This window comes from Pseudomonas sp. 1176_21 (genome assembly GCF_052850635.1).
Window position 1 is genome coordinate 170,712 of the sequence record NZ_VXCV01000004.1, and the last position, 18,977, is coordinate 189,688.

An 18,977-nucleotide genomic window follows, 5' to 3' on the forward strand; every position below is an offset into this window, starting at 1 on the left:
GCCGCGTCAGTTCAGGTAAGGGGACCAGGACGGTTCTCTGACTTCGCCTTGAGCGGTAGGAAGCGGGAGCCTCACGCGTCCGTTGAGAGAGACGAGCATCAAGACTCCCCGGCCCTGCTGGCGGGTGGCGTAGATTAGCATGGTGCCGTTGGGCGCAACAGTGGGTGACTCATCAAGACTTGTTTCAGAGAGGATTTTTACACTTCCTCGCTGCAAATCCTGCGCGGCCACCTTGAAGTTGGTGAAACCTTGCTGGCGATGAATCATTACCAGGGTCTTTTCATCCGCCGACAGTTTAGGGTTGGCGTTGTAGTTACCCACGAAAGTTACACGCTCGGCACCACCACCCGAAACGTTGGTTTTGTAGATCTGCGGCTTGCCGCCACGATCCGACGTGAAATAGATGGTCGAACCATCCTTGCCCCAGAACGGCTCGGTGTTGATACCCGGGCCGGCCGTGACACGCGACATCTGGCGCGAAGCCATGTTCATCACATAGATGTCAGGGTTGCCGTCCTTGGACAGCACGAACGCCAGGCGCGAACCATCGGGCGACCAGGCTGGTGCACCGTTGAGGCCTTCGAAGTTGGTGATCTGCTCACGACGGCCAGTGTCGATGTGCTGTACGAAGATACGCGGACGACGCTGTTCGAACGACACATAGGCAATGCGCTTGCCGTCTGGCGCGAAGCGCGGCGACAGGATCGGCTCGCGCGACTGCAGCAGGGTCACGGCGCGGGCGCCGTCGTAGTCCGAACGCTGCAACGTGTAACGAGTGTTGTCCTTGGAGAAGCGTTCGGCGGTGACGTACAGCATGCGCGTGGAGAACGCACCCTTGATGCCGGTGAGCTTCTCGAACGACTGGTCGGCAATGTAGTGCGACATGTCACGCAGCTGGTCGGTAGTGCCCGAGACGCTGCCGGTCAGCACTTGCTGCTCGGTGGCGACGTTGAACAGCGCATATTGCACCTGCAGGCGACCGCCCGCTGGCACGATGCTGCCTACCATCACGTACTGGGCGCCCAGGGCCTTCCAGTCGCGGAAGATGACTTCGCTGGCCTGGCTAGGCTGGCTGATCATGTTCTGGCGCGGAATCGGCGCGTAGTAGCCGGAGTTGCGCAGGTCATTGCCAATGATATCGGCCATGTCCTCGGGCAGCACACTGCCACCCTGCAGGGCGAACGGCACGACCGCGATCGGCGTGGCACGGTCACTGCCGCTGGTGACCAGGATGTTCTTTTCTTCTGCAACGGCCATCCCTGCTGCGCAGCAGAGAACGACCAGCAGTCCTCTAAGAAGGTTAATCACAAGGCTAGATCCTCAGGTGTGAATGTCATCTTGAATGAACGATAGGGATTGAATTCGCTCGGTTTCAAGCCCTGCATTTCGGTCAGGCGGCCAATGTTCTTGACCGCTGCTACCGCAGAAGCATCGAACGGACCATCACCACTGGAGCGTGCAACGCTCACCGTGGTCACGGTGCCATCGGGCAACATGCCAATCTGCAGGACCACCGTCATGTTCTTGCGTGCAGAAGGTGGGCGCGCCCAGCCTTCGGCTGCGCGGGCACGTATCAGGTCGTCGAAGTCGCCGGCCACCTGGTCACCCTGCTCGTCGGCCAGCGCCTGCTGCCGTTCGGTGGAGTCGGACAACAGCTCGGCCAGGGCCTGGGCTTTCTTGTCTTCCGCCGCCTTGCGCGCCGCTTCTGCTGACTTCTTCTTGGCCGCATCGGCTGCGGCTTTCTTCTTGGCATCCTCGGCGGCCTTTTTCTTGGCCTCTTCGGCTGCCGCTTTTTTCTTCGCATCCTCGGCTGCCTTTTTCTTGGCATCCTCGGCGGCTTTCTTCTTGGCGTCTTCAGCGGCCTGCTTCTTGGCCTCTTCTGCTGCCTGTTTCTTGGCCTCTTCCTCGGCTTTCTTCTTGGCGAGGTCGGCCTGCTGTTTCTCTTCGACCTTCTTGGCTTCCTCGGCTTTCTTGGCCGCGTCCGCTTTTTTGGCCTCGTCGGCTTTCTTGGCCTCGTCGGCCTTCTTGGCTTCGGCCGCCTCGCGGGCTTCTTCGGCCTTTTGAGCCGCCTCTTCTTTCTTTTGTTCCGCAGCCTTCACCGCTTCCTGCTTCTGCTGCTCGACCTTCTTCTGTTCCATCTGCTCGACTTCGGTCTGGCGCGCAGCGGTTTTCTTCGCTTCACCCGCAATCTTCTGATTGGTCTGGGTGGTGGCCTGACTTTTGGACTTCAGCTGGTACAGGGTCGCCTGGACAATAGGCTTGGCCGGCGGCAGTTCCGGGGTCATGGCAAAGCTGACGAACAGCATGCCGAACACCAGAACGTGCAGCGCGATGGCCCAGACGCTGGGCCAGAAATAGCTTTCCGAGGCGGATGGCTCTCGCTGTTGCATCAGGGCGCCTCGGTAATCAGGCCAACGTTACCGACACCGGCCTTCTGCAACCCGCCCATGGCGCCCATCACCGCGCCATAGTCGACGGCCTTGTCGCCACGGATGAACACCTGGGTCTGTTTGCCCTGGTCACGTCCGGCCGCGATGATCTTGGTCACCGCGTCGGTCATTTGCGGCAAGGTCATGGCCTTGTCCATCTGCTTTTCGGTGTCGACTTCGCTGCCAAGGTTCCAGAAATAGGTCTTGTCGGCCTTGATCGAAATGGTAAGGATCTGGACGTTGTTGTCCTGCGGCAAGGCTTCGCTGGAAACCTTGGGCAGGTCGACCTTCACGCCCTGGTTGAGCATCGGTGCGGTCACCATGAAGATGACCAGCAGTACCAACATCACATCGATGTAGGGCACCACGTTCATCTCCGCGACCGGCTTGCGTTTGTGTCGAACTCGAGCCATGGGCTTTTACCTGATCACTCTTCGCTGGTGTGCACTTTACGGTGCAGGATGGCCTGGAACTCGTCGGCGAACGTGTAGTAGCGGCCGATCAAGACTTCACTGCGTGCAGCGAAACGGTTGTAGGCAATAACTGCCGGGATTGCGGCGAACAGGCCGATCGCGGTGGCGATCAGTGCCTCGGCGATACCCGGAGCCACAGTGGCCAGGGTCGCCTGCTGGGCCGAAGCCAGGCCGCGGAAGGAGTTCATGATGCCCCATACGGTACCGAACAGACCGATGTACGGGCTGGTGGAACCGACGGTGGCGAGGAACGGCAGGCTCTGTTCGAGCTTCTCTTCTTCACGCGAGATGGCCACGCGCATGGCCCGGCCAACGCCTTCCATCACGGCGTCAGGGTCGACACCCGGTTGCTGGCGCAGGCGCGAGAACTCCTTGAAGCCGGCACGGAAGACCTGCTCCACACCCGAGTCCGGGTCCGGGTTGCTGCCGGCCTGGCGGTACAGCTTGGACAGGTCGATACCCGACCAGAAGCGCTCCTCGAAGCTTTCCAGCGCACGACGACCGGCACGCAGCATGGTGCTGCGCTGAAAAATCATGATCCACGAGGTCACCGATGCGGCCACCAGAATCAGCATGACCAGCTGCACCACGATGCTGGCATTACTGACCAGGCTCCACATGGAGGTATGGTCGACGACGTTAGCTTCCACGCTTAATCTCCTGCAATTGTTTGGTTACCCGCACCATCCGCCGCCACAAAGGCTGCACGCAGCTCGGAAGGAATGGCCCGGGGTTTGAACGTATCGGCGCGCACACAGGCCACCAGGAACTGCCCCTCGCAGAGCAGCGTTGCATCACGCTCGCGCCAGACCTGCTGCACGAAGCGCAGGCTGGCACGATTCAATTCAAGCACTTGTGCGGTGACCCGCAATTCATCGTCCAGGCGGGCCGGCGCGTGGTAGCGCGCCTCGCTGGAATGAACGACGAACAAGGTGTTCTGTTCTGCCATCGCAGACTGGGCAAAGCCCAGCTCGCGCAACCGCTCGGTGCGGGCACGCTCCATGAATTTCAGATAATTGACGTAATACACCACGCCGCCCGCATCGGTGTCCTCGTAATAGACGCGACAGCGATGTGCGAACGACTCAACCCCATTTTGCGCGCGCATACTCTAGTGCTAACTCCTCAGCTTGCCAATCCGCCCCACCAACTGTTTTTAACGGATTATGTCGTATTGCCAGCGCGACTCATGCGTGTCCGCCGATAGGACCACGAAAACGCCGGATAAGTCTGTCATTCATCGGCCAGGTCGGAAAAACCCTCGCCGTTGACCGACTCGCCCATGCGGCCCGGAATGTTCAGGCCAAAGTGCAGGTAGGCGTGCCGGGTCACCACGCGCCCACGGGGTGTGCGCATGATGTAGCCCTGCTGGATCAGGTAGGGCTCCAGCACGTCCTCGATGGTGTGACGTTCTTCGCTGATCGCCGCTGCCAGGCTGTCAACACCCACCGGGCCACCGTCGAACTTCTCGATCATGGTCAGCAGCAGGCGCCGGTCCTGGTGATCGAAACCACGCTCGTCCACGTCCAGCAGGTTCAGCGCCAGGTCGGCGATGGCCTTGGTGATGTCACCTTTGCCACGCACCTCGGCGTAGTCGCGTACACGACGCAGCAGGCGGTTGGCGATACGCGGGGTGCCACGGGCGCGCCGGGCGATCTCGAAGGCGCCCTCGTCCTCGATCGGCAGGCCAAGAATCCCGCCCGAGCGGCTGACGATGGTGGCCAGGTCTGCGGTGTTGTAGAACTCCAGGCGCTGCACGATACCGAAACGGTCGCGCAGCGGATTGGTCAGCATGCCGGCGCGGGTGGTTGCCCCGACCAGGGTGAACGGCGGCAAATCGAGCTTGATCGAACGTGCGGCCGGCCCCTCGCCGATCATGATGTCCAGCTGGAAGTCTTCCATGGCCGGGTACAGCACTTCCTCGACGATCGGCGAAAGCCGGTGAATCTCGTCGATGAACAGTACATCGTGGGGTTCCAGGTTGGTCAGCAGCGCCGCCAGATCGCCCGGGCGCTCGAGGATCGGCCCGGAGGTGCTCTTGATCGAAACGCCCATCTCCTGCGCGATGATGTTGGCCAGGGTGGTCTTGCCCAGGCCCGGCGGGCCGAAGATCAGCGTATGGTCCAGCGACTCGCTGCGCCCACGTGCCGCCTGGATGAACAGCGCCATCTGCTCGCGCACCACTGGCTGCCCGATGTACTCGTCCAGGCGCAATGGCCGGATCGCCCGGTCCTGGACCTCTTCGCGGTCGCGCCCGGTAGCGGCTATGAGTCGGTCGGCTTCGATCACTTAAATCATCCCCTTGAGACTGCGCCGGATCAGCTCTTCGCTGCTCAGGCCCTTGGCATCGATGGCCGCCACGGCGCGGCTGGCTTCCTGCGGCTTGTAGCCCAGCGAGATCAGCGCGCTGACCGCATCGGTTTCGGCAGTGGAGGCACTTGCCACCGGCTGCGGGCCGTCGGACACCAAGGTAAACAGGCTTGGCGCGGTTTCCCAGGCCTTGAAGCGGTCCTTGAGTTCGACCAGCAGGCGCTCGGCGGTCTTCTTGCCCACCCCCGGCACCTTGACCAGCGCCGAGGTGTCCTGGGCCTGCACGCAGCGTATCAGGTCGTCGACCTCCAGGCCCGACATCAATGCCAGGGCCAGCTTGGGCCCTACGCCGTTGAGGCGGATCAGCTCGCGGAACAGCTCGCGCTCGCGCTTTTCGTGAAAGCCATACAGCAGGTGCGCGTCTTCACGTACCACCAGGTGGGTGTGCAGCGTCACTGCCTCGCCAACCTTGGGTAGGCGATACAGGGTGGTCATCGGCACCTCGAGCTCGTAGCCCAGGCCGTTGACATCGACAATCAGGTGCGGCGGCTGCTTTTCAGCCAGGGTACCGCGCAAACGTCCAATCACGTTCAGGTCCTTTATCCAGGGCGCCGGGGCGATCAAGCCCGCCATCAGCCGCCATGATTGCAAGCCGGCGGTGGCCGGCAAGCGAAATTGTGTTAACCGATGATGCTATCAGAGCCTTAGGCGGCCACTGCGGCTGCGTGCAGCGCCCAGCCCGTGCGGCACCAGGCTGGAACGGGTATGGGCATGGCACAGGGCGATGGCCAGGGCATCGGAGGCGTCTATCTGCGGCTTCTGGGTGAGCTTGAGCAGGTGCATGACCATCATCTGCACCTGTTCCTTGTTGGCCCCGCCGGTACCGGCGACCGCCTGCTTGACCTGGGTGGCACTGTACTCGGCGATCTCCAGGCCCTCTTCGACCCCGGCGACGATGGCGGCGCCGCGCGCCTGGCCGAGCTTGAGCGCCGAGTCGGCGTTGCGCGCCATGAACACCCGCTCGATACCCATGGTGACCGGCCCGTGCAACTGGATGATTTCGCGCACGCTGCGGTATACCACCTGCAGGCGCTCGGGCAGCTCGCCGCTGCCGGTACGGATGCAACCGGAGGCCACGTACTCGCACCCGCGCGCCGTGTGGCGCACCACACCATAGCCGGTAATCCGCGAGCCGGGGTCAATACCAAGAATCAGAGTCATATCGCCTGCGCAACCAGTGGCGCACCGGGGCGCCATTAAAAAGACAGAAGCCGGACCCGTCACGGGCACAAGGTGCCTGCGGACGAATCCGGCCTCGAGTACGCCAGAACTGAACCTTAGCCGAGTTGTTCCATGACTTCGTCAGGAATTTCGGCGTTGGAATACACATTCTGCACATCGTCCAGGTCTTCAAGCATGTCGATCAGCTTGAGCACCTTCTGTGCACCCTCCAGGTCGAGTTCGGCGCTGGTGGTCGGCTGCATGACGATTTCCGCATCCGCAGCCTTGAAGCCGGCAGCCTCCAGGGCAGTACGCACCGCGTAGAAGCTGGCAAACGAGGTGAACACGTCGAACGAGCCATCTTCGTTGCTGACCACGTCGTCGGCATCGGCCTCCATCGCCGCTTCCATCAGCGCGTCTTCATCGACACCGGCGGCAAAGCTGATCTGCCCCTTGCGCTCGAACAGATAGGCCACCGAGCCATCGGTGCCCAGGTTGCCACCGCACTTGCTGAAGGCATGGCGCACGGCCGCGGCGGTGCGGTTGCGGTTGTCGGTCATGGCCTCGACCATGATCGCCACGCCGCCCGGGCCGTAGCCTTCGTAGCTGAGCTCTTCGACATTGTCGGCTTCGGTTGCGCCTGCACCACGGGCCACGGCGCGATCGATGATGTCGCGGCTCATGTTCGCGCCCAAGGCCTTGTCCAGCGCCAGGCGCAGGCGCGGGTTGGAATTCGGGTCGCCACCGCCCTGCTTGGCGGCGACGGTCAGCTCACGAATCCACTTGGTGAAGATCTTGCCTCTCTTGGCATCCTGGCGCTCTTTGCGGTGCTTGATGTTCGCCCACTTGGAATGACCCGCCATAACTGACTCCAGAAATCCTTGAAACAAAACCACGCCCCCGCCCGGAAAAACCTGGCGTGGGCAATCAATTCGGTATGCCGTAACGCAAAGGCGCATCCAAGTGGATGCGCCCCGGGCCCGCTTACTCAGCCTTGGGCTGTTCGCGCAGACGGATGTGCAGCTCACGCAGTGCCTTGGCATCGACCAGGCCTGGGGCCTGGGTCATGACGCACGCAGCGCTCTGGGTTTTCGGGAAGGCGATCACTTCACGAATCGACTGGGCGCCGGTCATCAGCATCACCAGGCGATCCAGACCGAAGGCCAGGCCACCGTGCGGCGGTGCACCGAACTTCAGCGCGTCGAGCAGGAAGCCGAACTTCTCTTCCTGTTCCGCCGCCTCGATGCCCAACAGGCGGAACACGGCCTGCTGCATCTCTTTGCGGTGGATACGGATCGAACCGCCACCCAGCTCGGTGCCGTTGAGCACCATGTCATAGGCACGCGACAGCGCGGTGGCCGGGTTGGCCTCCAGCTCTTCAGGGGAGCATTTTGGCGCGGTGAACGGGTGGTGCAGCGCCGTGAAGCTGCCGTCGTCGTTCTCTTCGAACATCGGGAAGTCGACAACCCACATCGGTGCCCATTCGCAGGTCAGCAGGTTGAAGTCGTTGCCGACCTTGATGCGCAGCGCGCCCAGGGCTTCGCTGACGATCTTGGACTTGTCGGCACCGAAGAACACGATGTCGCCATCGACCGCGCCCACGCGATCGAGGATCACGTTCAGGTTGGCCTCGGGGATGTTCTTGACGATTGGCGACTGCAGGCCCTCGACGCCCTTGGCGCGCTCGTTGACCTTGATGTACGCCAGGCCCTTGGCACCGTAGATGCCGACGAACTTGGTGTACTCGTCGATACGGCTGCGCGGCATGCTCGCCCCGCCCGGTACACGCAGTGCGGCAACGCGGCATTTCGGGTCGTTGGCCGGGCCGCTGAACACCTTGAAGTCGACCGCTTGCAGCTGGTCGGCCACATCCACCAGTTCCAGCGGGTTGCGCAGGTCAGGCTTGTCCGAACCGTAGCGGCGCATGGCCTCTTCGAAGGTCATGTGCGGGAATTCGCCGAACTCCAGGTCGAGGACTTCCTTGAACAGTTTGCGGATCATGCTTTCGGTCAGGCCCATGATCTCGGTCTCGTCCAGGAAGCTGGTCTCGATGTCGATCTGGGTGAATTCCGGCTGGCGGTCGGCGCGCAGGTCTTCGTCGCGGAAGCACTTGGCGATCTGGTAGTAGCGATCGAAACCGGCCACCATCAGCAGTTGCTTGAACAGCTGCGGCGATTGCGGCAGGGCAAAGAAGCTGCCGGCGTGGGTACGGCTTGGCACCAGGTAGTCACGCGCGCCTTCCGGGGTAGCGCGGGTCAGGATCGGCGTCTCGACGTCGAGGAAGCCGTTTTCGTCGAGGAAGCGACGGATGCTGGTGGTGATGCGCGAGCGCAGACGCAGCTTCTCGGCCATCTCCGGACGACGCAGGTCGATGAAGCGATAGCGCAGGCGGGTCTCTTCACCCACGTCGGAGTACTCGTTGAGCGGGAACGGCGGGGTTTCCGCTTCGTTCAGCACTTCGAGCTCGTAGCCCAGCACTTCGATGGCGCCCGAGGCCATGTTGGCGTTGACTGCGCCTGCAGGGCGCGGACGCACCTTGCCGGTGATTTTCACCACGTACTCGCTGCGCACGCGGTCGGCGGCGGCAAAGCTTTCTGCGCGGTCCGGGTCGAACACGACCTGAGCCATGCCTTCGCGATCACGGATGTCGAGGAAGATCACCCCGCCGTGGTCGCGACGACGATGGACCCAGCCGCAAAGGGTAATTTCCTGACCTTCCAGGCTCTCGTTCAGTTGGCCGCAATAGTGGCTGCGCATCATGATGGTGGTTTCGCTTCTCGTCATTCGTGAATTCGGGTGTGGACCTTGCCGGCCCCAGGGGGCCCATAGTGCAAGACCCTGGCAGTACAGTTCAACTCAGTCGGCCTTGTCGGCGCCCGCCAGGTTCTTTTTGGTGCCGGTCTTGAAGTCGGTTTCATACCAGCCGGTGCCGCCCAGGCGGAAGCCCGGGGCAGAAATCAGCTTCTTCAGGGCAGGTGCCTGGCAGGCCGGGCAATCGGTCAGCGGCGCTGCGCTGATCTTCTGCAGAACTTCCATCTGGTGGCTGCAGGAACCGCATTGATAGTCGTACAGGGGCATTGGCGTATCTCGTTGACCACTGCGCGGGCCGCGCCACGCAGCAAAAAGCGGGATTATATATGGTTAACCGGGGCTGTGCAGCCCGCCCGCCGTGCCAGCGCACGAATGGTTCAGGGCTTGGCGCCGCCCCCCAGCACGTAGACCACGCAGATCACCCGCACCAGGCCGCTGAAATTCTTGACGCCGCCGTGGCGAAGGTGGACTTCGCGGTCCACATGGGACAGCACCGCATTGACCGTACACCGGTTGGCGGCGGCAATGCGCTCGAGGATTTTCCAGTAGACCTCTTCCAGGCGCAAGCAGGTGGCGAAGCCGTTGAGTCGCACCGAACGCGACAGCGGGCGCGCCAGGCCCATATTGAAATCTGCCTGAAAAGGATCACCAGGGGCCATACGAAGTTGCTCGGCGGTGCATGCACGTTCATTCACGACTCGCGACATATTCATCCCACGCATTGACTGACAGGAAGTTCATCACCTGGATACTTGCTATCCAGGTACCTGCCTATGAAGCGCTGTTCATCGTATTGCAACCAGCAGACCGCGAGCCTGCGCAGCGTAGGAATAACCTTTTAGTTGAGTTCATGTACCACACCTGCTGAAACTGTTCCACGCCGGCCGCAGCACGCAGGAAGTACCCATTAAAAAAGCCCGATTCCTCTAAAGAAAAATCGGGCTTGCGTCTTTCAACAGGCGCCTTTACAGGCGCCGAACACTCACTTGGCCAACAGCGAGCGCAGCATCCAGGCAGTCTTTTCATGGGCCTGCATGCGCTGGGTCAACAGGTCGGCGGTCGGCTCGTCGCTGACCTTGTCCAGCAACGGGAACAGGCTGCGCGCGGTCCGCACCACGGCTTCCTGGCCATCGACCAGTTGCTTGATCATCTCTTCAGCCGCCGGAACACCTGGCTCCTCCTTGATCGAGGACAACTTGGCGTAGGTGGAATAAGTACCCGGCGCCGGGAAGCCCAGTGCACGAATTCGCTCGGCGATGGCATCGACTGCCAGGGCCAGTTCGTTGTACTGGCCTTCGAACATCAAGTGCAGTGTATTGAACATCGGCCCGGTCACGTTCCAGTGGAAGTTATGGGTCTTCAAGTACAGTACATATGTATCCGATAACAGATGCGACAAGCCGTCAACAATGGACTTGCGATCTTCTTCACTGATACCAATATCAATTGCCATGTACATTTCCTTCCTGTGATGTCAGTTCAACATGCTGGAAGCACTGTACCAAGAGTTGCGCGTGCCTGCAGCTCCGATTGCCGGTCTGGCGTGCGACACAGGGCTGCAGCCGCGCGGCCCGTTTGGCCCGCTGATTTGAGAAGCACCCGGCTTTGCTGTTAAATAGGCACTGTGCCGTCATTGCGCATTTTTTGTGCAATGGCGCATAGGCTGCAGCCACGCTTTGGCGCCTCATCGGTAACCGCGCACCGTGGGTTCAGCTCTTCCTGTGATATGCCTGAATAAAATGTGAGCCAAACCACCATGTTCAAGATCGTTCACCTGTTGACGGGCGCAGCTGCCTTGCTGCTGTCCCTGATTCCTAGCCTGAGGGGCGAAGCTGTCCCTTTCCTGCAACAACCCGATGCCATCTACCTGGCGCTGTTCGGGCTGCTCAACCTGATCCTGGTGCCTGTGCTGCCAATGCACTACCGCGGCGCGCGCCAGTACCTGCAACACACTGCCAGCGCGCTGCTGGTGCTTGCAGTGGTATTGCAAGCGGTCACTGTGCTGCTGCGCCCGGAGCTGGGCAATGTCGCGGCCATGGTCTGCGCCCTGCTGGCCGTGCTGCTGCATCTGGTGGCGGGCCTGGCCAAGGTTGGCCGTGCGCGCAGCCAGGCACCTGCCTACGACATGAGCAACCGCGACACGGGCACCGTGAAGTGGTTCAACACGTCCAAGGGCTTTGGATTCATTTCGCGGGATTCCGGCGATGACATCTTCGTGCACTTCCGGGCCATTCGTGGCGAGGGTCACCGGGTGCTGGTGGAGGGTCAGCGTGTGGAGTTTTCGGTGATGAACCGGGACAAGGGCCTGCAGGCCGAGGATGTGATTGCGGCACCGCGTCGCTGATCCTCGCGTGAAGAACCGCGACGGCCACTCGGCCGATCGCGGTTTTTTTACGCCTACTCACCCGCCCTGTTCTGCTGTCGATCTGCACTGAGCCTTTAGGCCCGCTGCGCGGGGCGCATGCATCAATAGTGCGGGGGCGGCGCTTCTTCCTCGTTGGACTCGTACTGCCCCACCATCTCCTCATAACGCTTGAGCAGCGCGCCCATCTGCAGCTGCAGCCGCTCAACCACCCGCTGCTGCTCCACCAGCACATCGTTCAGCGCCAGCAGCGTATCGTCCTGAAATGCCAGACGACTCTCCAACTCGGTTACCCGTGCTTCCAGGGTCATGATTCAAGCCTCGATCGGTTGAAGATAATCACCAAGCTCACGCTCGACGATGCGGCGCACATGAGCCAGCGCCTCGGCTGTATAAACCAGCGCCGGCACGCGCCCCCACACCGGGCCAGGCCATGCCACATCGCTCTGGCGTCGCACGATCACATGCATGTGCAACTGGCTCACGACGTTGCCCAGGGTCGCGACATTCATCTTGTCGGCATCGAACAGCCCGTCGAGCAACTTGGCCAGCAACGTGGTCTCTTGCCAGAGTTGCTGCTGCGCCTCTTCATCAAGTTCGAATACTTCGCTGACAGCAGGACGCCGCGGCACCAGAATGAACCACGGATAGTTAGCATCCTTACTAAGTAACAAGCGACAAAGAGGAAAGTCCCCCAACGCAATCGTGTCTTGTTGCAAACGTGAATCAAGAGCAAACACAGAACAATCTCCTCGCACCTTTCAATCCCGATACCTGCACCCGGCAGGTGATTGACGCAAGGATACTCCCGATTGGAGTCACAGGCATGAGTACATGGCGCTCCTTCCCGGGGCAGGCAGACCACACTGCACGCAGGAGGTCCGCTCACGCCGGTAACAAAACGCTACTTTTCGCACCAAAATAGCGCCTCGCGAACACAATCAGCACCGCCTCCTACCGAAAACTACTCACTTGTCCTACAAGCCGGTAACGTTTTGACTTCAAAGTCGATTTTTTGCTTATTCCGCGACGGCATCGACCCTCAAACCAAAAGATCTGTACACCCCCGGTTTTCGGGCACCACGCGCCCTTCGGCCGACGAAATGTGAAAATTTCATCAACACACAGCGCAATTGAGCACGCTTGTTGCATTCATCTCTGCCCAACGTCGGCATGGCGCCTGCATAAGCAAGCCAAGTGCGACAAATAACAACAGCTGCAAGGGCAACCAGGGAGTTTTGGCATCAAAGGCTTGGCGTGATTGCGCTGCCTTTGCTGCTCTGCGAAACAGCGCTGTAGTTGAACGCACCGGTCATGCCGGGGCGTAATTTGCGACAGGGATTTAACCGTTTGCGACGGGACCATAAAGTTAATGAAAGGTTCCTTTCGCAAGTATCGCCAACGACAGTCAGCGTGATATACATTTCGCCGACTCAAAAAAGAAAGAGCCGCCCCATAAAAAAACCAGGGGGCAAGGCCGTAATCTTCCAAAACCAAAGGAGCAAATCACGATGCGCGTGATGAAGTGGAGCATAATCGCCCTGGCCGTAGCGGCAGGCACCTCGCAGCTGGCCATGGCGTCTTCTCAGGATGAATCCAAGGGGTTTGTAGAAGACAGCAGCTTGAACGTCAAACTTCGCAACCTGTACTTCAGCCGTGACTACCGCAACGTCCCCAACACCGAGCAGAGCCGCGCTGCAGAGTGGGGCCAAGGCTTCATCGGCACCTTCGAGTCGGGCTTCACCCAAGGCACCATCGGCGTCGGCGTCGACGCAATCGGCATGCTGGGTCTGAAACTGGACGGCGGCAAGGGCACTGCCGGCACCGGCCTGTTCCCGACCGGCTCCGACGAACGCTCGCAGGACGACTACTCCAAAGGCGGCGCAGCCATCAAGTTCCGGATTTCCGACACCGTCCTGAAAGTGGGTGACCAGTTCACCTCGCTGCCAGTGCTGGCCACCGACGACAGCCGCTTGCTGCCTGAAATGGCCCAGGGCGCGTTGATCACCAGCAACGAAATCAAGGGGCTGACGCTCAACGCCGGTCGCTTCACCAGCATCACCGCACAAGACCAGACCAACCGTGACGGCGGCATCCACCTGACCAAGGCCGACGTACTGGGCGGCACCTACGCGTTCAGCGACGAGCTCAGCACCAGCCTCTACTACTCCAAGGTCGAAGACTACTGGCGCAAATACTACGCCAACGTGAACTGGAGCCTGCCGATCAACGACGAGCAGGGCCTGGTGTTCGACTTCAACTTCTACAACACCAAGAGCACCGGCGCCGCGCTGGAAAAAGCCTACGACGGCGACAAGATCGACAGCCGTGCATTCAGCCTGTCCGCCGCCTACACCATCGGCGCGCACACCTTCACCCTGGCGCACCAGCGCATCAGCGGCGACGGCGGCTACGCCTACGGCGTCGACGGCGGCGGTACCGTGTTCCTGGCCAACTCGGTGGCACGTTCGGACTTCAACTCCGAAGACGAGAAATCCTGGCAGGCTCGCTACGACATCAACATGGCCACCTTCGGCGTACCGGGCCTGAGCTTCATGACCCGCTACATCCGTGGTACCGATGCCAACGTTTCCTCCGGCAACAACGGCAAAGAGTGGGAACGCGACATCGAAGCCAAGTACGTACTGCAGGAAGGCCCGGCCAAAGACCTGAGCTTCCGCGTTCGCCAGGCCACCTACCGCTCCAGCGATGCGGTGTACAACAACTCGTCGCCTTCGATCGACGAACTGCGCCTGATCGTCGAGTACCCGCTGAGCATCCTGTAAGCCTTCCGGCTCACGGACCCCAGCTCGAAAAAGCCCGGCCCTGCCGGGCTTTTTCTTTTGTGTTGATGCACTTGGCGCAGTTTCCCGCGCCACCATCCTATACGTCACCGAATCGCCCCCGTACAATGCGGGGTCATTTCAGTTAAGCAACCGACAACGGCCTACCATGCGCACCAGTCAATATTTGCTCGCCACACAGAAAGAAACCCCTTCCGACGCGGTCGTCATCAGCCACCAGCTCATGCTGCGTGCCGGCATGATCCGCAAGCTCGCATCCGGCCTTTATACCTGGCTGCCGATGGGCCTTCGCGTGATGCGCAAGGTCGAAGCCGTGGTACGCGAGGAAATGAACGCCGCAGGCGCCCTGGAAGTGCTGATGCCGGCCATTCAGCCCGCTGAACTGTGGCAGGAGTCCGGCCGCTGGGAGCAGTACGGCCCCGAGCTGCTGCGCCTGAAGGACCGTCATGGTCGCGAGTTCTGCGTGGGGCCTACCCACGAAGAGGTCATCACCGACCTCGCGCGCAACGAGCTGAGCAGCTATAAACAGCTGCCACTGAACATGTACCAGATCCAGACCAAGTTCCGCGACGAGATCCGTCCGCGCTTCGGCCTGATGCGCGGTCGCGAGTTCATCATGAAGGATGCCTACTCCTTCCATGCCGACCAGGCGTCCCTGCAGCAAACCTACGACCGCATGCACCAGGCGTACTGCAATGTGTTCACCCGCCTGGGCCTGGATTTCCGCCCCGTGCAGGCCGACACCGGCTCGATCGGTGGCAGCTGGTCCCACGAATTCCACGTGCTGGCCGAGTCCGGTGAAGACGACGTGATCTTCAGCGACAGCTCCGACTACGCCGCCAACATCGAGAAGGCCGAAGCAATCCCGCGGGAAACCGTGCGCCCTGCCCCCACCGAGGAGCTGCGCCTGGTCGATACCCCGGACGCGAAAACCATCGCCGCCCTGGTCGAAAACTACGGCGTGCCGATCGAGCGCACCGTCAAGACCCTGATCGTGCATGCCGCCGAAGAAGGCAAGCTGATTGCCCTGATCGTCCGTGGCGACCACGAACTCAACGAAATCAAGGCTGCCAACCTGCCACAGGTGGCCAGCCCGCTGGTGATGGCCAGCGACGCCGAACTGCGCGACGCCATCGGCGCCGGCGCCGGCTCCCTGGGCCCGCTGAACCTGCCGCTGCCGTGCATCATCGACCGTTCCGTGGCCTTCATGAGCGACTTCGGCATCGGTGCCAACATCGACGACAAGCACTACTTCGGCGTGAACTGGGAGCGCGACCTGCCCGTACCGGAAATCGCCGACCTGCGCAACGTGGTAGCCGGCGACCCGAGCCCGGACGGCAAGGGTACGCTGATGATCAAGCGCGGCATCGAAGTCGGGCACATCTTCCAGCTGGGCACCAAGTACAGCGAAGCACTCAAGTGCCAGGTGCTGGGCGAGAACGGCAAGCCGGTGACCCTGGCCATGGGCTGCTACGGCATTGGTGTTTCGCGCGTGGTCGCCGCTGCCATCGAGCAGAACTACGACGACAAGGGCATCATCTGGAGCGATAGCCTCGCGCCATTCCAGATCGCCCTGGTACCGCTGCGCTACGAAACCGCTGAAGTGCGCGAAGCCACCGACAAGCTCTACGCCGAGCTGACAGCCGCCGGTTTCGAAGTGCTGCTGGACGACCGTGACAAGAAAACCAGCCCGGGGATCAAGTTCGCCGACATGGAACTGATCGGCATCCCGCACCGCATCGTGGTCAGCGACCGGGGCCTGGCCGAAGGCAACCTGGAATACAAGTACCGCAAGGACAGCGAGGCCCAGGCCTTGCCCGTGGCCGAGGTGCTGTCGTTCCTGCAAGCCCGTATTCGTCGCTGATAGCCAACACAAGAGTAGCCATGTTCAAGCGAATCACCTTCGGAGGCGCCGCCCTGTGCGGCGCCGTGCTGCTCAGCGGCTGCGCCAACCAGATGTCCCAGCGCAGCGAGCATGAGGAGCGGATCGAGCGCAAGCTGCTCGAGCACAGCCTGCAGATCGATGTCGGAGAGCCCAAGGTACTCGAGCTGCCGCAACGGCGCGTGCGCGTTCACGAACAGAAGAACTTCGAAGTCACCGAATTCGAAGTGACCCGTCGTTATGATCGCTACACGCCCTACCAACCCTGGCGCGAAATCTACGAGATCCCGCTGGGCGCAGTGGCCGTGGTTGCCGGTATCGGCGCCAATGTGGTCAACGTGTTCGCACTGGGCAACCTGCCCGACAGCGTGACCCATGACTGGCTCAGCTATGGCGTGGCCGGGCTCAACCCGTTCATGAACGTGCAGTCCAACGGCCGCGCACAACAGAACCTGGCCAGTATCAGCGAAGTGCAGAAGGACAAACGCCAGGAGTACACCAGCCTGCCGTGGGGCGAACGCCCGGTCGAGGTCAAGGCTGGCAAGCTCACCCACGAGCTGACCACCGACCGCAATGGTGTGTTGCGCCTGAACCTGCTCGACAGCCCGTTCACCGAACAGAACCTGACCCAGGTGGGCACCTTGCACCTGGCCGTGGCCGATGAAGAAAACAACGTGCGTGCCGACGCCAGCCTGCTGCTCAGCCCAACGCTGCGCGGCAAACTGGTCGAAGCCCATGAGCTGATCTACGACGACCTTGAAGACGACGAGGTGAGCGAGTGGGTGCACCGGGTCAAGCGCTTGTCCGAACTCGGCCTGGAAGAGGAAGCCAGCGAGCTGGAACAGAGCCTGATCGAGCTGACCCGCAATGATCCGGAGCTGCAACAGGAGTTTCTCAAGGCGCTGACCAGGGATGCCGGCCGCCTGGTGGCAGACCCCGGCGCGAAGTAGCTCCAGCCCCATGAACGCCAGGCATCGACCACGATGCCTGGCGTTTCACTCGGGCGTGAACAGCTCCAGCTGAACATGCGCCCCGCGCAAGTCGTGCAACCGCACGCCAATTCCCAGCAACCTGACCGGCTTGGCGCCGCGCGCGAAAGCCTGGCTGAGCAGTTGCCGGTAGCTTTCAAGATCACGCCCCGCCCCCGCCTGCTCCAGGGTGGTCTGGGTGAAGTCATGGAACTTGACCTTGACGAACGGCTTGCCCGGCCGGTAACTGTCGTCGATCCGGGCCATGCGACCGCCCAGCGATTCCAGCAGTTCAGGCAGTTTTTCAAGGCAGCTGGCCAGGTCCGGCAGGTCGCTGTCGTAGGTGTTCTCAACGCTCACCGACTGGCGCCGGCTGTCGTTGTGCACCACCCGCTCGTCAATGCCGCGCGCCAGCCCGTAAAGACGCTCGCCGAAACTGCCGAACTCGCGGACCAGGGCCAGGCGGTCCCACTCGCGCAGATCCTTGCAATCGACAATGCCCAGGCGCCCCAGCTTGTCAGCCGTGACCTTGCCAACCCCATGCAGCTTGGTCACTGGCAAGCAGGCGACGAAGTCTTGCACCTGTGCCGGGGTAATCACGAACAAGCCGTTGGGTTTGCGCCAGTCACTGGCAATCTTGGCCAGGAACTTGTTGGGCGCCACCCCCGCCGATACCGTGATGTGCAGGCGCTGGGACACCCGCCGGCGAATGTCGTCGGCAATGCGCGTGGCACTGCCGGAAAACTTCGGGCTGTCGGATACGTCCAGATAGGCTTCATCCAGCGACAATGGCTCGATCAGCTCGGTGTACTCGCGGAAGATGTTGTGAATCTCCCGCGAGGCTTCCTTATAGGCATCCATGCGCGGCTTGACGATGGTCAGGTCGGGGCACAGCTTCAACGCGTGGTGCGACGACATCGCAGAGCGTACGCCAAAGGCCCGCGCTTCGTAGTTGCAGGTAGCAATCACCCCGCGCCGGTCGGCCGAGCCACCCACGGCCAGAGGCTTGCCGGCCAGCCGCGGGTCGTCGCGCATCTCGATGGCTGCGTAGAAACAGTCGCAATCGATGTGGATGATCTTGCGTTGGGACATGGATGACCGTTAACACCGTTGATTCGTACGCGCAGTATCTCACTCGTCACCACCGGCTGCACCCTGCACCCTGCACCCGTCACCCCGGGCAAATGCCCTGCAGCCCCCGCCTTAGCGCGCCCGCAGCCAGATCACAAACGCTAAGCAATTGAACAAAAAAGGATTTCTGGATTTTAGCGGTTGACACGTTCTGAGATATCTGTAGAATCCACTCCACAGACGCGGGATGGAGCAGTCTGGTAGCTCGTCGGGCTCATAACCCGAAGGTCGTCGGTTCAAATCCGGCTCCCGCAACCATACATCAGAGAAGGCCACTTGAAAAAGTGGCCTTTTTTGTTGGGCGCTGTTTGGCCCATAGCAGGTTTTTGTTGTAAATCAACAATTAAGCATTGACAGCATCTCCATACGCTGTAGAATCCGCCCCACAGACGCGGGATGGAGCAGTCTGGTAGCTCGTCGGGCTCATAACCCGAAGGTCGTCGGTTCAAATCCGGCTCCCGCAACCAAACAACAGAAAAGGCCACTTTGAAAAAAGTGGCCTTTTTTGCGTCTGGCGAAAAATACCTTCCCCTCCTCTCCATGCCCTTGCGGCAGCATGAAACTTCTTTAACTATCCTGATGGGCG

20 protein-coding genes and 2 tRNA genes are annotated in these 18,977 nt (G+C 61.2%); 6 read left to right on the plus strand and 16 right to left on the minus strand.

Features of this window, described 5'->3' with window-relative positions; translation table 11 throughout:
- Positions 1–6: 6 nt before the first annotated feature.
- From tolB to FW760_RS11660, 13 genes are all read right to left on the minus strand, one after another.
- Complete coding sequence (tolB, locus tag FW760_RS11600; RefSeq protein ID WP_213085823.1) at positions 7–1,257, minus strand: Tol-Pal system beta propeller repeat protein TolB; 1,251 nt, start codon at positions 1,255–1,257, stop codon at positions 7–9.
- A 47-nt stretch (positions 1,258–1,304) separates the two neighbouring features.
- Positions 1,305–2,390, minus strand: a complete 1,086-nt coding sequence (gene tolA / locus FW760_RS11605; RefSeq protein WP_043864239.1) for a cell envelope integrity protein TolA — start codon at positions 2,388–2,390, stop codon at positions 1,305–1,307.
- The gene (tolR, locus tag FW760_RS11610; protein ID WP_043864240.1) at positions 2,390–2,842 is read right to left on the minus strand and encodes a protein TolR; all 453 of its coding nucleotides are present in this window, start codon (positions 2,840–2,842) and stop codon (positions 2,390–2,392) included. Before tolR ends, tolA begins: the two co-directional genes overlap by 1 nt.
- Before the next feature lie 14 nt (positions 2,843–2,856).
- Positions 2,857–3,552 carry a protein TolQ gene (tolQ, locus tag FW760_RS11615; protein ID WP_043864241.1) on the minus strand — a complete coding sequence of 232 codons (696 nt, stop codon included), beginning with the start codon at positions 3,550–3,552 and terminating at the stop codon, positions 2,857–2,859.
- 2 nt (positions 3,553–3,554) lie between these two features.
- Positions 3,555–4,010, minus strand: a complete 456-nt coding sequence (gene ybgC, locus FW760_RS11620) for a tol-pal system-associated acyl-CoA thioesterase (RefSeq protein WP_043864242.1) — start codon at positions 4,008–4,010, stop codon at positions 3,555–3,557.
- Between the two features lie 125 nt (positions 4,011–4,135).
- Positions 4,136–5,191: a Holliday junction branch migration DNA helicase RuvB gene (ruvB, locus tag FW760_RS11625; protein WP_043864243.1), complete on the minus strand. Its 1,056-nt coding sequence runs from the start codon at positions 5,189–5,191 to the stop codon at positions 4,136–4,138.
- A complete protein-coding gene (ruvA, locus tag FW760_RS11630) occupies positions 5,192–5,800 on the minus strand; it encodes a Holliday junction branch migration protein RuvA (protein ID WP_043864300.1) in 609 nt (202 codons plus the stop codon).
- 108 nt (positions 5,801–5,908) lie between these two features.
- Positions 5,909–6,433, minus strand: coding sequence for a crossover junction endodeoxyribonuclease RuvC (gene ruvC, locus FW760_RS11635; RefSeq protein ID WP_043864244.1), 525 nt, complete (start codon positions 6,431–6,433; stop codon positions 5,909–5,911).
- Positions 6,434–6,549: 116 nt separating this feature from the next.
- The gene (locus FW760_RS11640; RefSeq protein ID WP_043864245.1) at positions 6,550–7,296 is read right to left on the minus strand and encodes a YebC/PmpR family DNA-binding transcriptional regulator; all 747 of its coding nucleotides are present in this window, start codon (positions 7,294–7,296) and stop codon (positions 6,550–6,552) included.
- A 121-nt stretch (positions 7,297–7,417) separates the two neighbouring features.
- Positions 7,418–9,193, minus strand: coding sequence for an aspartate--tRNA ligase (gene aspS / locus FW760_RS11645; RefSeq protein WP_043864301.1), 1,776 nt, complete (start codon positions 9,191–9,193; stop codon positions 7,418–7,420).
- A 96-nt stretch (positions 9,194–9,289) separates the two neighbouring features.
- Positions 9,290–9,511, minus strand: coding sequence for an FmdB family zinc ribbon protein (locus FW760_RS11650; protein ID WP_043864246.1), 222 nt, complete (start codon positions 9,509–9,511; stop codon positions 9,290–9,292).
- A gap of 110 nt (positions 9,512–9,621) precedes the next feature.
- Positions 9,622–9,951: a ribbon-helix-helix domain-containing protein gene (locus FW760_RS11655; protein WP_054914974.1), complete on the minus strand. Its 330-nt coding sequence runs from the start codon at positions 9,949–9,951 to the stop codon at positions 9,622–9,624.
- 275 nt (positions 9,952–10,226) lie between these two features.
- A complete protein-coding gene (locus tag FW760_RS11660; protein WP_043864248.1) occupies positions 10,227–10,697 on the minus strand; it encodes a Dps family protein in 471 nt (156 codons plus the stop codon).
- Positions 10,698–11,000: 303 nt separating this feature from the next.
- Here FW760_RS11660 and FW760_RS11665 point away from each other — a divergent pair, with 303 nt between their 5' ends.
- Positions 11,001–11,588, plus strand: coding sequence for a cold-shock protein (locus tag FW760_RS11665; protein ID WP_043864302.1), 588 nt, complete (start codon positions 11,001–11,003; stop codon positions 11,586–11,588).
- Between the two features lie 122 nt (positions 11,589–11,710).
- On the opposite strand, the gene FW760_RS11670 is transcribed toward FW760_RS11665, so the two are convergent.
- A complete protein-coding gene (locus tag FW760_RS11670; protein ID WP_043864249.1) occupies positions 11,711–11,917 on the minus strand; it encodes a SlyX family protein in 207 nt (68 codons plus the stop codon).
- A 3-nt stretch (positions 11,918–11,920) separates the two neighbouring features.
- A complete protein-coding gene (locus FW760_RS11675) occupies positions 11,921–12,346 on the minus strand; it encodes an HIT domain-containing protein (RefSeq protein WP_078480040.1) in 426 nt (141 codons plus the stop codon).
- Between the two features lie 771 nt (positions 12,347–13,117).
- Here FW760_RS11675 and FW760_RS11680 point away from each other — a divergent pair.
- The 3 genes from FW760_RS11680 to FW760_RS11690 all read left to right on the plus strand — a co-directional run bounded on the left by FW760_RS11680 (position 13,118) and on the right by FW760_RS11690 (position 17,242).
- Positions 13,118–14,392 carry an OprD family porin gene (locus tag FW760_RS11680; RefSeq protein ID WP_043864251.1) on the plus strand — a complete coding sequence of 425 codons (1,275 nt, stop codon included), beginning with the start codon at positions 13,118–13,120 and terminating at the stop codon, positions 14,390–14,392.
- Positions 14,393–14,558: 166 nt separating this feature from the next.
- Positions 14,559–16,274, plus strand: coding sequence for a proline--tRNA ligase (locus FW760_RS11685; protein WP_043864252.1), 1,716 nt, complete (start codon positions 14,559–14,561; stop codon positions 16,272–16,274).
- Between the two features lie 20 nt (positions 16,275–16,294).
- A complete protein-coding gene (locus FW760_RS11690; protein ID WP_043864253.1) occupies positions 16,295–17,242 on the plus strand; it encodes a lipoprotein in 948 nt (315 codons plus the stop codon).
- Positions 17,243–17,287: 45 nt separating this feature from the next.
- Here FW760_RS11690 and dinB read toward each other — a convergent pair whose 3' ends face one another.
- Entirely contained in the window at positions 17,288–18,352 is a 1,065-nt protein-coding gene (dinB, locus tag FW760_RS11695) for a DNA polymerase IV (RefSeq protein ID WP_043864254.1), read from the minus strand.
- Between the two features lie 220 nt (positions 18,353–18,572).
- On the opposite strand from dinB, the gene FW760_RS11700 reads away from it, so the two are divergent.
- Both FW760_RS11700 and FW760_RS11705 read left to right on the plus strand, forming a co-directional pair.
- Positions 18,573–18,649 (plus strand) — tRNA-Met (locus FW760_RS11700).
- A 132-nt stretch (positions 18,650–18,781) separates the two neighbouring features.
- Positions 18,782–18,858, plus strand: a tRNA-Met gene (locus FW760_RS11705).
- The last annotated feature ends 119 nt before the right edge of the window (positions 18,859–18,977 follow it).